The following is a 14133-nucleotide window of genomic DNA, read 5'->3' as shown; positions in this document are numbered from 1 at the left end:
GTTTTTTTAGGTGTTTAGATAAAAGGATAACAGCTTTACTTTTAATAAGAAATTGATTGTCGGTATACAGTATAATTGAATCAATGTTTTGCAATTGAGGAGCTTTGGCTTGTAACAAACTCTTTGCAAAGGTAGACTGAAGGCTTGCAAATTGAATTTCTGGGTTTTGCTCATGTTTCAACACAAAAACAACGGCTCTATTGCATAAGCCGCAATCTCCATCATAAAATAATATAGTTTTTGCTGTGTTTTGGTACATGAGTAATATGGCTTTTAAAACTAACAAGTGCGCAACGAAAAAGTTATTCAACATAGCCTAACATTCATCAGCTAAAATTTTGCTCAAATTAGTACCTTAGATTTCTGTAATTACTGCAATAATCAGGACATGGATAAAGAGCAATCATTAAATCAGATATATAAAAGAAAAAAAAGCGATCAGGATATTTTTGCCGAACTGATGGAGTTTAAGGTGAAGGAGGTGTTGTTGATTGCCAATTATTACGATGCTTATTCCATTGTTAGGGAAGGAAAATTTTTTGACAAGATATACGGCGAGTTTTTGCAGTTAAATCTATACACCGCACCTAGAGTAACATCGGTTACCAATGCGCAGGAGGCTGTTGAGCTGATGGAGAAACGTCATTTTGATATGGTGATACTAATGGCTGGCTTGGATAAAAAAACGCCTATCATTACTAGTAAAATCATTAAAGAAGCGGATCCTGCCATGCCGCTGCTAGCCATGGTTAATAACAATAGCGATTTGAGATTTTTTGATGAGGCAGGTCCTAATGTGGAGCATATTGATCGTGTATTTGTTTGGAATGGTGATTCCAAGGTTTTTTTGGCTATGATTAAATATGTGGAGGATCGTATTAACGTTGCTAACGATACCAAAATTGGAGATGTAAGGGTAATTCTGTTGGTAGAGGATTCGCAAAAGTACTATACACGCTACCTGCCTATGCTGTATTCCATTATTATGAAACAGACACAAGCTGTTTTAGCGGAAGAGGGTTACGATCAGTTGCATAAGATTTTAAAAATGCGTGCTCGTCCAAAGATTTTGTTGGTCAGTAATTATGAGGATGCGGTTGATGTCATTGAAAAATATAAAGAATACCTGATTTGTGTTATATCGGATGTAAAGTATAAGCGAAATGGTGTTCATGATGAGGATGCAGGGGTAGAGTTAATTAAGTATGTGAAGTCGCAAATTAGTTTGCCTACTTTAATGCAATCTTCCGATCCTAGTAATGCTAAAAAGGCAGCTATGGTGGATGCCGATTTTATAGATAAAAATTCAGATTCGTTATCGCAGGATATTTACGACTTTATCCACAGTAAACTAGGTTTTGGAACTTTCTCGTTTAAAAACTCTAGGGGTGTGCAGGAAACAGTGGCGCGTAACCTGAAAGAGTTTATACGATGTATTCAGAATATCTCGGCAGAGTCACTTTTATACCACGCTAAACGGAATGGTATAAGCACGTGGCTGATGGCGCGTGGCGAAATAAATATGGCCAAGAAACTTCGTCCGTATAGTATCAACGATTTTGAAAGCTCTAACGAATTGAGGCAGGCTATTCTTGGCATTTTTGAAGATGTGAAAATTAAACGCTTGCGAGGACGGGTGGTACTTTTTGAATCTTCGTTGATTGATAGTAACCGATATGTGATTAGGATTGGTGAAGGTAGTTTTGGGGGTAAAGGAAGAGGGTTGGCATTTTTAAGTCATTTTGTTGAGAATATTGATTTTAAAAAGATTCTGCCAGAGCTGGGAGTGAGGATTCCTGCCACGGCAATTCTTGGTGCCGACGAGTTTAGTAACTTTATTCAGCGCAATAAACTCTATCATAAAATATATGTGAATAGGGAATATGATAGCGTTAAGGAGTTATTTCTGAAATCTTCGTTTACCGAACGCGTAAAAAATCAACTACGAAAATACGTTGAGGTGATTAACGAACCATTGGCAGTGCGGTCGTCAGGACTTTTCGAAGATTCGTTACTGCAGCCTTTTGCTGGGGTTTACGAAACTTTCATGTTACCGAATAACCATCCTGATGTTGAAGTGAGGTATCAGCAGTTGTCGGCGGCCATAAAAATGGTGTACGCCTCCATGTTTAGTCCATCGGCAAGAGCCTATTTTGAAGCCGTAAATTATAAAATTGAAGAGGAAAAGATGGCTGTCATCATTCAAAAGGTGGTGGGTGAAAAGGCGCACAATCGTTTTTATCCGCACATCAGCGGAATAGCGCAGAGTTATAACTACTATCCATTTTCGTATATGAAACCTGAGGATGGATTTGCTGTTTTGGGTGTGGGACTGGGTAAGTATGTGGTAGGTGGAGAAAAGGCCTGGCGTTTTTGCCCTAAATATCCTAACCTCGAAGTCAATTCTATTCAGGACCAGATTAAAGATTCGCAAACGTATTTTTATGCCTTGGATTTAGAAGATAACGACGTAGATATTAAAAATCAGCACGAAGATTCGTATATAAAAAAGCTGTTTATTAAAGAGGCCGAAGAGGATGGAAACCTACGTTTGTGCGCTTCTGTGTATGATTATAGCTACGATAGAATTGTTAATAACCTGAATAAAAAGGGCCCAAGAATTATAAATTTTGCCAATATATTAAAGTACGATTATATTCCGCTGGCCAAGAGTCTAGAGCTGTTGTTGAAATACTTTAAGGAGGCCATGGGCGCCCCTGTTGAAATAGAATTTGCGGTTGACTTAAATACCGATTTAAAGAAACCGATTTTATACCTATTGCAAATAAAACCCATGATAAGGGTTGAAAATAGCGTAAAGGTAAATTTTGATGAGGTGGATAATTCAAAGGTTATCATTGCTTCTGAAAAAGGCATGGGTAATGGTAAGTTGGAATACATAGAGGATGTGATTTTTATGAATCCAGAGAAATTTAGTCGTACCCAAACCGAAGATATGGCCAAAGAAATGGCAGGGCTGAATAAAGTGATGGAGGCGGATGGTCGTGAGTATTTACTTATCGGACCAGGGCGTTGGGGTACACGCGATAAATTTACAGGCATCCCCGTTTTGTGGTCGCAAATTTCGCATGCTAAAGTTATTGTGGAAATGGGTTTAGAAGATTTTCCATTGGATGCTTCTTTGGGTTCTCATTTCTTCCATAATGTTACTTCTATGAATGTAGGGTATTTTTCCGTACACCATAATAAATCGAGCGAGTTTGTTAATTTTGAAATGCTCAAAAATCAATCGATTATTCAGCAAACAGAATATTTTACACATGTACGATTTAATAAGCCTTTAAGTATTTTAATGGATGGCAAAAGGCAAAAAGCTGTGGTGAGTGAAGGATAGAGAAATAAGAACCTAATTATCTGATGAAGTATAATTGCAAATCCATTTTTGAAGGAAATTGGAATGATATGACCGACTCTGTTGATGATAATTATCTGAGCCAAGGTATAGCAAGAGGCTTTGGGCTTCTTTACTTTCTTTATCCCTTAATTTTGTGTTAACTTTTTATTATTTTGCAAGCCGTTTTTATAAAATTGAACATGTAAGCACCGCGCTATTATTATAGGTGTTCTATCTGACCATTAAAAAAATATATAGATGAATTTAGTGAAGAGTTTAGTCCTTGTGGTTATTTGTATGTCGCCCTTGTTGGTGTCGGCGCAAGATTTCAAATTTAAGTCGCTCGCAGAGGCAAAGGTAACGCCTGTTAAAAGTCAGGATAGAACAGGAACTTGCTGGGCATACAGTACTATTTCGTTTATAGAGGCGGAGATTATGAAAATGGGAGGGCCAGCGTTGAACCTTTCTGAGATGTTTATTGTAAAGCACGCTTACGATGCAAAAGCTAAACAATATGTATTGTTGCATGGTATGGGCAACTTTAGTCAGGGCGGACAAGCGCACGATGTAACCAATGTAATTGATCAGTTTGGCTTTGTGCCTGAGGAAGATTATTACGGCAAGATAGATACTTCAAAAATGCATAACCATAGTGAACTAGCCAGTGTAATGAAGGTGATGCTGGATGATTTTATGGAGCAAAAAAATGCGAGTCCATCTGCTACTTGGTATTCAAATATTAGTTCAGTTTCGGCTAATTATTTAGGCGAATTGCCAGATCAAGTGCAGTTTAATAAAAGAACGTATTCACCGGTGGAATTTGCTAAAGCTTTAGGAATCGAAAAAGATAATTACATAGAGTTATCCTCGTATAACCATCATCCGTTTTATAAGCTATTCGATTTGGAAGTTCCGGATAATTGGTCGCATGATAGATACTATAACTTGCCTATTGATGAATTGATGAAGGTGATGAAGGAAACCTTAGAAGCTGGATATACTTTTGTTTGGGATGGAGATGTTTCGGAGAAATTCTTTTCGCATAAAGAAGGAGTTGCTTTGTTGCCAATAGATGATTCTTTAGGTTTTGTTCCGCAAAAAGAGCAAGAGGTATCGCAGGAAGGCAGACAAGAAGCCTTTTATTCGTGGCAAGCTACCGACGACCATTTAATGCATATTGTAGGTATGGCAAAAGACCAAAATGGGACAGTATACTTCAAAACCAAAAATAGTTGGGGTAATAAAAAAAATCCTTACGAAGGGTATTTATATATGTCAGAAGCTTATGTTAGAATGAATACAGTAGCTATTATGCTGAACAAAGCTAGCTTGTCAAAAGAGGTTTCTAAAAAACTATTTAAATAGCCCCAAATTAGTTAATGAAAACCGCTAACCAAGTTCTTTTAGATAAGATAAAAGACTACGTATTCCGTAAAATGGAGACCGTGGATGCAGGTCATGATATCTCACATATTAAGCGTGTGTTAAGTAATGCTCAACTCATAAATGAGAGAGAAAAGGGTAATGCCTTTTTAATTGAGGCAGGTGTACTATTGCATGATATTACTGATGAAAAACTCTTTAATAAAGAACAAGCCGAGAAAGAGCTAATCATATTTCTTCAAGAAAATGAAGTGTATGAAGATACTATTCAGCTTTTGCTATCTATTATTAATGCAGTTTCATTTGGTTCAGAATTCGATAAATCTGTAAAGTTGAGCCTAGAGCAAAAAGTAGTAAGAGATGCAGATCGCTTGGATGCAATTGGAGCCATTGGTATAGCTCGGGCATTTCATTATGGTGGAGGGAAAAACAGAGAACTCTTTAATGAAGATATTCCACCACAAACATATCAATCAACAAAGGAATATAGAAAAAGCACTTCGCCCACCATCAATCATTTTTACGAAAAACTACTGCTTTTAAAGGATAGGATGGAAACGGAAACGGGCAAAAAGATGGCCCAACAAAGGCACGAATATATGCTCGGTTTTTTACAGCAGTTTTACACTGAAATAAATACCAAAGGTTTTTCGTTAGAATAAACTACTGTACCTTGCATGCAAAATGGGCAAAGGTTATAGCTAAACAAAACACAACTCTAATGACTAAGAAAAGAGCGACATCTAAAAAAAAGAAGACGTCTGCAAAAGCAAAAAAAAACTCTTTAAAAAAGAAAATGCTGCTGCTAGCGCTCAAGAGTGTTGGCTTGCTATTAGGTGTTGGTTTTATTTTTTTACTGTTTATATACTTGGGTGTTTTTGGAAGACTTCCTAATAACGTTGAATTAGCTGAGATAAATAACGATGTAGCTTCTGAGGTTTATACAGAGAATGGTGTTTTGATGGGTAAGTTTTATTACCAAAACCGTTTGAGTATCGAAAATCAAACTATTTCGCAGCATGCAAAAAATGCCTTAGTGGCTACTGAGGATAAGCGTTTTTTTCAGCACGAGGGTTTTGATATTGTTAGTTTAGGTAGAGTTGTTTTTAAAACTGTGTTGCTACGTAATAAAGCGCAGGGTGGAGGAAGTACCATAAGTCAGCAGTTGGCCAAAAATTTATACGGAAGAAAAAGGTATGGGCCGTTCTCTATTTTGGTTAACAAATCAAAAGAAATATTTATAGCCTCTCGCTTGGAGGATGTATATAGTAAAGAGGAAATTTTAACGCTGTATTTAAATACGGTTCCTTTTGGCGAGGATGTGTACGGGATAGAAGCAGCCTCTCAGCGTTTTTTTAGTAAGCATTCATCCGATTTAAAACCCAATGAAGCCGCTGTTTTAATAGGGATGTTGGCTGCAAATACTGCATACAATCCACGTTTAAATCCGAAAAGATCGGTTAAAAGGCGCAATGTTGTGCTGGGCAGAATGAATGAGTTTGGTTTTTTAAACGATAAGGAAACAGAGAAATACAAGCAGTCGGATTTAGGTTTGAAATACCTAAGGATGGATCATAATACAGGTATTGCTCCGTATTTTAGAGATGCCATCCGTAAAGAAGTAGAAGCTATTTTGGAAGAAGAGTATGGAGATCATTATAATATATATAAGGATGGCCTAAAGATTTATACTACCATTGATCCAACCTTGCAGCGTTATGCGGATGAAGCAGTTCAGCAACATATGGCTTCATTGCAAAAAGAGTTTAAGCTTCATTGGAAGAATCGTGATCCGTGGAAGAATAGACCCAGTGTATTTGAAAAGGAGTTGCGGTCGTCGAGAAGATATAAGGCCTTAAAAGCTGCAGGAAAGTCGGAAGAGGAAATTATTAAAGAAATGAAGAAGCTCACAAAGATGAGCATTTTTGCCTATCCTCATGAAAAGGAAGTTAACCTTTCTCCATTGGATTCTGTAAAGCATTATTTAAAGATATTAAATACAGGATTTATGGTGATGGATCCTAAGTCTGGTAAGATATTATCTTGGGTTGGTGGGGTCAATCACGAATATTTTAAATACGATCATGTTACTTCAAAACGTCAGGTAGGTTCTACTTTTAAGCCTATTGTGTATACTGCTGCATTGCAAAATGGTATGACACCTTGTGAGTACATCTCCAATGAACGTAGAATTTATGAGGACTATAACGATTGGTCTCCTACAAACTCCGATGGAAACCACTTAGGTTATTACTCTATGAAGGGAGGTTTATCTAATTCTGTTAATACCATTACGGCCGAGGTGATGATGAAAACGGGTATCGATAAGGTATTGAACTTGGCGGAGCGAATGGGTGTGGAATCTAAGTTGCCTATGGTTCCTTCTATGAGTTTAGGAGCGGGTGAAATATCCTTACGTGAGATGTTAACTGTTTATACTTGTTATGCCAACTCAGGTAAAAAGAAAAAGCTTGTTGGTTTACTTCGGATTGAAGATAAAACGGGAAAGGTACTATATGAATATAAGCCGCCAATAGATGGTTTTCCTGTTTTGGATAGAGCTACCGCTGATTTAATGAACTACATGTTGCAAGGTGTAATAACGAATGGAACGGGTAGAGATTTACGATCGGTATATAGGTTGCGTAGTCAAATTGCAGGTAAAACTGGTACAACGCAGGATAACGCTGATGGATGGTTTATTGGCTATAATCCAAGCCTGTTGGCTGGCGCTTGGGTAGGAGCCGAAAGTCCGGTGGTGCATTTTAGAACAACCTCATTGGGTCAAGGTGCGCACATGGCTCTGCCGATATATGGGTTGTTTATGAAAAAAGTGGAGGGTGATCCAAAATATAGGAAATATACCAACGCTAGGTTTTCCTCCTTGGATGGAAATTTAACCAGCATGGTAGATTGTGCTGACTATTCTGAGGATGATCCTGACAAGTCATTCTTTGATATTTTTGGTAAACGAAGTAAGCGAATTGACTCCTTAACTTTAAAAAAGTCTAAGCAAAAACAAAAGGAACATAAAGAGGTTAGAACAAAAAAACGCAAAGGTCTTTTAAATAGAATGAAAGATTTATTTAAGAAGGACTAAAAGGTGTAGAGGAGTAGTATTAATTAATTTATTGAAAAGGGTTTGAGTCAAAAGACGAATTGCTTGTTGGATTATTCTCTGGGGAATACTCAAATGCTGATTTCTTTTTATCTTGACCAGGGGGACCCGGGGGTTTTCCATCTCCAGGTTGCCATGGGTCTGTCATCATAATTAAGCAAATATCATTGTCAATATTCACCTCCGTTATATTGGGAGAGTGATATTGTCTTTTAATGATATTTTTTTTCGCTGGCATTACTGCTGTTTTGTAATAATACGAGAATTGATATTAAAGGTTTGGGGCTGTAGAGCAAAAAAAGCTGCAATGAAATTCAAAGCAGCTTTCTAGATAAATAAAATATATTTTTTAATACGCTCTGGCGTTACGTCCTTCTATAAAGTTAATGTAAGATGTATTTACTACTTTGTTTCCTCCTGGAGTTGGGTAGTTACCAGTGAAGTACCAGTCTCCCTTGTCGTTAGGGCAAGCTTTGTGAAGATTCTCAATAGATTGATAAACGATACTTACTTCTGCGTCTATATCTTCAGGACGTAGCATCTCAGCAATCTTATCAGAAACCTCCTGTGCTTTAAAAGGCTGGTATATCTCACGAACGTAATTTACAATCTCTTCTTTTGGAAGATTTTGTTGCTCTTTACATTTTTTGTAAACATCGTCAATCACACTTTGCATACCTCTGTCTTTCAATAGTTCAATGGCTGCTCTAAAGGCACAGAAATCACCTAGTTTAGCCATGTCGATACCGTAGCAGTCAGGGTATCTGATTTGAGGTGCAGATGAAACAATGATTATTTTCTTTGGGTGTAATCTATCAAGAATTCTAAGAATACTCTTTTTAAGTGTTGTTCCGCGTACGATGGAATCATCGATTACTACTAAGGTATCTTCCTGGTTTTTTACAACCCCATAGGTTACATCGTAAACGTGAGCCACTAAGTCATCACGACTTTCATCATCAGCAATGAAAGTACGCATCTTAACGTCTTTAATAGCCATTTTCTCCACCCTTGGTTCTACTTTCATTATTTTCTCCAACTTTTCGTCGGTTAATGAATCACCTAAAGCTTTTATCTGGTCAATCTTAATCTTATCGCATTCCTCTCTAACACCATCAATCATGCCATAGAAAGCAGTTTCTGCAGTATTAGGAATGTAGGAGAATACAGTTTTTTCAAGATTGTTATTTACCATATTTAGTAATGTTGGAGCTAAAAGTTTTCCCAACATCTTTCTTTCCTGGTAAATATATTTGTCACTTCCTCGCGAGAAATAGATGCGTTCAAAAGAACATGATTTACGTTCTTGGGGTACACGCACTAATTCTTCGTTTACCTCTCCATTCTTTTTAACGATAAGAGCGTGGCCAGGCTTAAGTTCTTGAACATCTCTTATGGCTACGTTCATGGCAGTTTGAATCACAGCTCTTTCCGAAGCAACAACCACTATTTCGTCGTCCATGTAGTACGATGCAGGTCTAATTCCCCAAGGGTCTCTAGCTACGAAAGCATCTCCATGTCCAACCATTCCAGCAATTACATAGCCGCCATCCCATCTTCTGCTTGAACGCTCTAAGATTTTTCTAACATCTAAATCAGCTTCTATCTTGCTTGAAATTTCACGATTAGAAAGTCCTTCGTTTTTATATTGACGGAATAATAATTGATTTTCTTCATCTAAAAAGTGACCCGCATTTTCTAACATGGTTACGGTGTCTGTAAAGTCTTTAGGATGCTGGCCAAGGTCTTCTAGGTTCCTAAAAATTTCATCTACATTAGTTAGGTTAAAGTTTCCTGCTAAAACCAGGTTTCTGGAACGCCAGTTGTTTTCTCTCATCACAGGATGAACGTAATCAATACTTGCGCGGCCAAATGTTCCATAACGAAGGTGTCCCAAGTATAACTCTCCACAAAAAGGTGCATTTTGCTTTGCCCAAACAGGGTCTTTAATGAGTTCTGTAGTGCAGCCATCCACTTTTTCCATGGCATCATTAATACCCTTGAAAACATCCTGTATAGGATTCTGCTTGTTGGAGCGTTTTCGCGATAGGTATTTTGTGCCTGATTGTTGGTCAAGTTTTAAGCTAACAACACCAGCTCCGTCTTGGCCTCTGTTGTGTTGTTTCTCCATCAGTAAGTATAGTTTGTGAAGACCATACATCCAAGTTCCATACTTCTCTTTATAATACTCTAGGGGTTTACGTAATCTTATTAATACAAACCCACACTCATGCTTAATCTGATCGCTCATAACTTCAAGAGACTAACTATTTTTTTAGAAAGCGCAAATTTATTCTATTTTTTCGGCATACCCAACAACATAATGCGCTTTAATAATTGTTAAGGTTATTTTTCTTTAATCAACTCATTTAATTAGGTGGTCTGTTATTAATAAAAATAAAAAAAGCGCCTTCTGTTGAGAAGACGCTTTAATATTATTTTAAACTTGATAAGGATATATTATTGACGGGAACTGGATAACAGCTCGGAAATTCCTTTCTTAATTTTCTATAAAGTTCCAAAGATTCGTTTTTGCTTCGGAAATCTCCTACTTGAACACGCCAGAATGGAGCTTTGTACATAATGTATGGATGTTCTTCAGGAAACAAAGAAAGTAATTTGCCTTTAACATCTGTTGCTTCTTTTTTGGCGTTTTTATTAGATCCTAAGTAAAGTTGAATTCTAAATCCGTCTATTCCTTTATTTCTTTTATTTGCATCGATATGTATGCCTACTAACTCCTCAATGCCTGGTTCTTGAAAAATGACCAGGCTGCCAGTATCTTTTTCAGATATTGATATTTGATTGAAAAAGTCAGAGCCAGTTGTTTCTTGTGCCCAAATGCCTGAGCAGGCCAAGCATAAAATAGATATAACAAATACTTTTAACATACTATATATTGAATTTACGCTACAAAGATAATGTTTCTTTGGTAGGTATTGCAAGAACTCCGCAATCAGCTTCATTAATGAGTTGGTTGGCAAAAGGCTTTATCATGTTTTCAAAAGGAATTGCAGCATGATGTATTTTGGTTGCAATAATGTCTGCATCTACTTCTTCGGTAAATTGTATTAACTTTTCAATTCTACTACCAGAGTCAAGAATGCTTGACTCGACTCTTAAGTCTGTGTTTTTTTCAATGAATTTGCGGGTCTGTTTAACAAACGAATTAACGCGACTGTTTAGTATATTATAACCTTTTTCTTTAATTCCAATTACATATATTTTTGCATCGAATATCTTTGCAAATCCTACGGCAGCAGGAACTTTTTGTCTGCTAGATTTGCTCGCGCCTATTGGTAATACAATTTTATTAATGCCTCTCCAGCTTCTTTCTGGTCGCACGGCAAGTACAGGCACAGGAGATGCACTTACTAAGCGATAGGCGTTACTTCCAATAAATTTATCCTCAAAGCCAGAAGCTCCATGCGTACCCATTACAATGAGGGTAGTGTCGTCGTATTTAGCCTGGTTAGATATTTCTTTAAAAACGTTACCTTCTCTAATCTTAAAATCAATGCTTTTACCAGCAACCCGATATTTGTCTTTGTATTTGCTAATGATCTCTTCTAGCCATTCGTTTATGTCCTCAGACAATAACGAATCTACATTTGACTTCAGGTACTTCTGAATTGTTTTTTTTGTTCTAACATGAATAATTCTGCAGTCAGCATTTAATTTGTTGGCTATTTCAATTCCATGTGTTAGTGCATTAAAGGCATTCTCTGAAAAATCAATAGGGACTAAAATTCGTTTCATAAAATTCGTTTTACATGAAATGATTCTGGTTAATTGGTGTAGAGTAAGGTATTATCCATAGCTACAATTTACGTAAAAATTATTTTTAATACGCTGATAGAAAGTAAATAGTTGCCAATTTGGATTTGTTTTTAACAAAAACAATGTTAGATGGTAGTGACTGCAGCGCTAAATATGGGAAGAAATATATTTTAGGTTTTAATTAGAGCTGTAAATTGTACCTAGAGATAATGATTGTTAATAAATAATGGAGTAAATACTTTTTTCCAACTTATGGAATGTGTGTTGTGTAACCTATTTAAAATAAGATACCGAGAAGTGGGCTGTTAGTACTAACAAGCTTTGTTCTCGGTATCAATCAACACAACACATTTAATGTTTTGCAATAGCTTTAAATCTATTGGTGTTTTATTTAATTTGAAGAATACCGAGAGCTTTGTTTTTGTGGGGACAAAAATGTATTTGCTCTCGGCATCAATCAACACAACACATAATTATGCTTACAAATGTAGTTTTTATTATAGCACTTGCAATACTAAAAACTAACTGTTGAAAAATATACCGGAAGTTACTCAAGTGGGGACAAGAATTGCAACTTCCGGTATTGATCAACACAACACTTCTTTAATTCGATTTTTCAATCTAATGATGAATAATATGCCGTTGCTATACTATTCTTATATCTTTTTTGGTTTTGTTGAAATAGCCAGGGGTTACTCAAGTGGGGACAAGAATATTAACCCCTGGCGTTTATCAACACAACACATTTTTATGCTAGTAAAATATTTTGAGAAAAAGGTTTAGGTTGATCGCAAAAGAAAAATAGATGATCTACCTTTGCTAACCTGAGTGCTTTGTATACTTGTTCTTTTACATTAAATAAACTCACTTGTCCTCTGTTCATTTTTGATAATCGTTGACCTGCAATTAATGCATCAATGGTTTCTTGATTAATTTCACTGACTTCGTTGAAATCAACAATGATATTTGAAAATGGGGAAGTGAGTTTTGAAATTAGCTGACGTTTAAATTCGTCAGTGTTATTTCTATTTAGTTTTGAGCTTTTGTCAAATGATACCAATATGGTATTGCAATGCGTTTTAATATTAATCATGTTGTGTGTGTTTGTGTTTGATTGCCTTATTTCAATTGATGTGCCAAAAAATAAATAGGTCAGTATATCAAGGAGTTATGTATTTGCGCTCTAAGAAAAGTGTTTAATAATGGAATATTGTCCATAATATGGAATTGTAGATGTTGGTATTTTCTTAAAAAAGAGTAAAGAATTTCGTATGTCTAATGATTGTAATACTTTTGCAGAGAACTTATTTAAATATAAATATGGCAACAGATCAAGAATTTATTGAAATACGACCATACCGAGATAATGAAATTCATCAAGTAATGGAGCAGTTAATGAAGGAGGAGTCCTTTGTTGGTTTGCTAAAATATTTGTTTCCAAATATTCCGTTTGATGATTTTGTTAATAGACTACTTTCCATAAAGTCGGTTAAGGAGCTTCAGATTGGAGTAATATATCCGTACCTACAAGAAATTATTAAAAACACTACGCAAGGGTTAACTTCGGAAGGTTTTGATCAACTAGATCCTAATAAGAGTTACATTTTTATCTCTAACCATAGAGATATTGTACTCGACTCTGCATTTTTGAATGTTTTGTTGCATCGTCATGGCCTTGATACCACTGAAATTGCGATTGGGGATAACTTGTTAATATATCCTTGGATAACACAACTAGTTAAATTAAACAAATCCTTTGTGGTACGAAGGAATTTACCAGCGCGCCAAATGTTGCAGAGTTCTATATTAATGTCTAAATACATTAGATATAATATTACAGAACGTAATCAGAGTGTTTGGATAGCGCAAAGAGAGGGCCGATCTAAGGATGGTGATGATAGGACCCAGACGAGTTTGTTGAAAATGATAAACATGAGTGGGCAAGGTGATTTTGTACAAAACTTTAAAGATGTACAAATTGTTCCTTTGGCTATTTCGTATGAGTACGATCCTTGTGATTATTTAAAGGCGCACGAGTTTATGATGAAAAAAGAGAATCCTGAATATACAAAAACGCAGGCGGATGACTTAAAGCATATGGGTGCTGGTATTAAGGGAAGGAAAGGCAGAGTTCATTTTAAAGCAGGTAAGCCTATTGGTGGCGAGTTAGATGCCTTAATGGATTTAAATAAAAATGAGCAACTGGATAAGCTAGCGGAGCTGATAGATGATCAGATACATAATGATTATAAGCTGTGGCCAGGAAACTTTATTGCGGCGGATGTATTAAATGGGGATAATCATTTTGCATCTAAATATTCAGATGAAGATGTGGCGGAATTTAATAAATATATTAATGAGCATATGGAGAGATTAGATGTGGACAAGGAGTTTATTCATGCTCAGCTAATGGAGATGTATGCAAATCCAGTAAAAAACTTTTTTAAAGAATAGTTTAACGCGAAAAAATTATAAAAAAAAGCTGCTTGAAAGTCTC

General features: G+C 36.3%; 11 protein-coding genes. 5 read left to right on the top strand and 6 right to left on the bottom strand.

Annotated elements, in window-relative coordinates:
- Window positions 1-313, bottom strand: a 313-nt coding sequence (locus A8L32_RS23085) for a thiol-disulfide oxidoreductase DCC family protein (protein WP_143525216.1), incomplete at its 3' end; no start/stop codon positions are given.
- A gap of 75 nt (window positions 314-388) precedes the next feature.
- Here A8L32_RS23085 and A8L32_RS23080 point away from each other — a divergent pair.
- The 4 genes from A8L32_RS23080 to A8L32_RS23065 all read left to right on the top strand — a co-directional run bounded on the left by A8L32_RS23080 (window position 389) and on the right by A8L32_RS23065 (window position 7838).
- Window positions 389-3355: a PEP/pyruvate-binding domain-containing protein gene (locus A8L32_RS23080; protein WP_075591651.1), complete on the top strand. Its 2967-nt coding sequence runs from the start codon at window positions 389-391 to the stop codon at window positions 3353-3355.
- A gap of 258 nt (window positions 3356-3613) precedes the next feature.
- Complete coding sequence (locus A8L32_RS23075; protein ID WP_075591650.1) at window positions 3614-4720, top strand: C1 family peptidase; 1107 nt, start codon at window positions 3614-3616, stop codon at window positions 4718-4720.
- Window positions 4721-4734: 14 nt separating this feature from the next.
- Window positions 4735-5400 (top strand): HD domain-containing protein, encoded by a 666-nt coding sequence (locus A8L32_RS23070; protein ID WP_075591649.1) that lies wholly within the window; start codon window positions 4735-4737, stop codon window positions 5398-5400.
- Between the two features lie 59 nt (window positions 5401-5459).
- Entirely contained in the window at window positions 5460-7838 is a 2379-nt protein-coding gene (locus tag A8L32_RS23065) for a penicillin-binding protein 1A (protein WP_075591648.1), read from the top strand.
- A 28-nt stretch (window positions 7839-7866) separates the two neighbouring features.
- On the opposite strand, the gene A8L32_RS23060 is transcribed toward A8L32_RS23065, so the two are convergent.
- From A8L32_RS23060 to A8L32_RS23040, 5 genes are all read right to left on the bottom strand, one after another.
- The gene (locus A8L32_RS23060; RefSeq protein WP_075591647.1) at window positions 7867-8094 is read right to left on the bottom strand and encodes a hypothetical protein; all 228 of its coding nucleotides are present in this window, start codon (window positions 8092-8094) and stop codon (window positions 7867-7869) included.
- 111 nt (window positions 8095-8205) lie between these two features.
- Window positions 8206-10107 carry an amidophosphoribosyltransferase gene (locus A8L32_RS23055; RefSeq protein ID WP_075591646.1) on the bottom strand — a complete coding sequence of 634 codons (1902 nt, stop codon included), beginning with the start codon at window positions 10105-10107 and terminating at the stop codon, window positions 8206-8208.
- A 184-nt stretch (window positions 10108-10291) separates the two neighbouring features.
- Window positions 10292-10747, bottom strand: a complete 456-nt coding sequence (locus A8L32_RS23050) for an SPOR domain-containing protein (RefSeq protein ID WP_075591645.1) — start codon at window positions 10745-10747, stop codon at window positions 10292-10294.
- Between the two features lie 19 nt (window positions 10748-10766).
- Entirely contained in the window at window positions 10767-11615 is an 849-nt protein-coding gene (locus A8L32_RS23045; RefSeq protein ID WP_075591644.1) for a universal stress protein, read from the bottom strand.
- 769 nt (window positions 11616-12384) lie between these two features.
- Entirely contained in the window at window positions 12385-12729 is a 345-nt protein-coding gene (locus A8L32_RS23040) for an STAS domain-containing protein (RefSeq protein ID WP_075591643.1), read from the bottom strand.
- A gap of 227 nt (window positions 12730-12956) precedes the next feature.
- On the opposite strand from A8L32_RS23040, the gene A8L32_RS23035 reads away from it, so the two are divergent.
- On the top strand, window positions 12957-14090 hold the full coding sequence (locus tag A8L32_RS23035; RefSeq protein WP_075591652.1) for a 1-acyl-sn-glycerol-3-phosphate acyltransferase: 1134 nt from the start codon (window positions 12957-12959) through the stop codon (window positions 14088-14090).
- Window positions 14091-14133: the final 43 nt, after the last annotated feature.

Source organism: Labilibacter marinus (assembly GCF_001659685.2).
Classification (GTDB): domain Bacteria; phylum Bacteroidota; class Bacteroidia; order Bacteroidales; family Marinilabiliaceae; genus Saccharicrinis; species Saccharicrinis marinus.
Note: the sequence above shows the minus strand (reverse complement) of the source record. Positions and strands in the feature narration are given on the sequence as shown.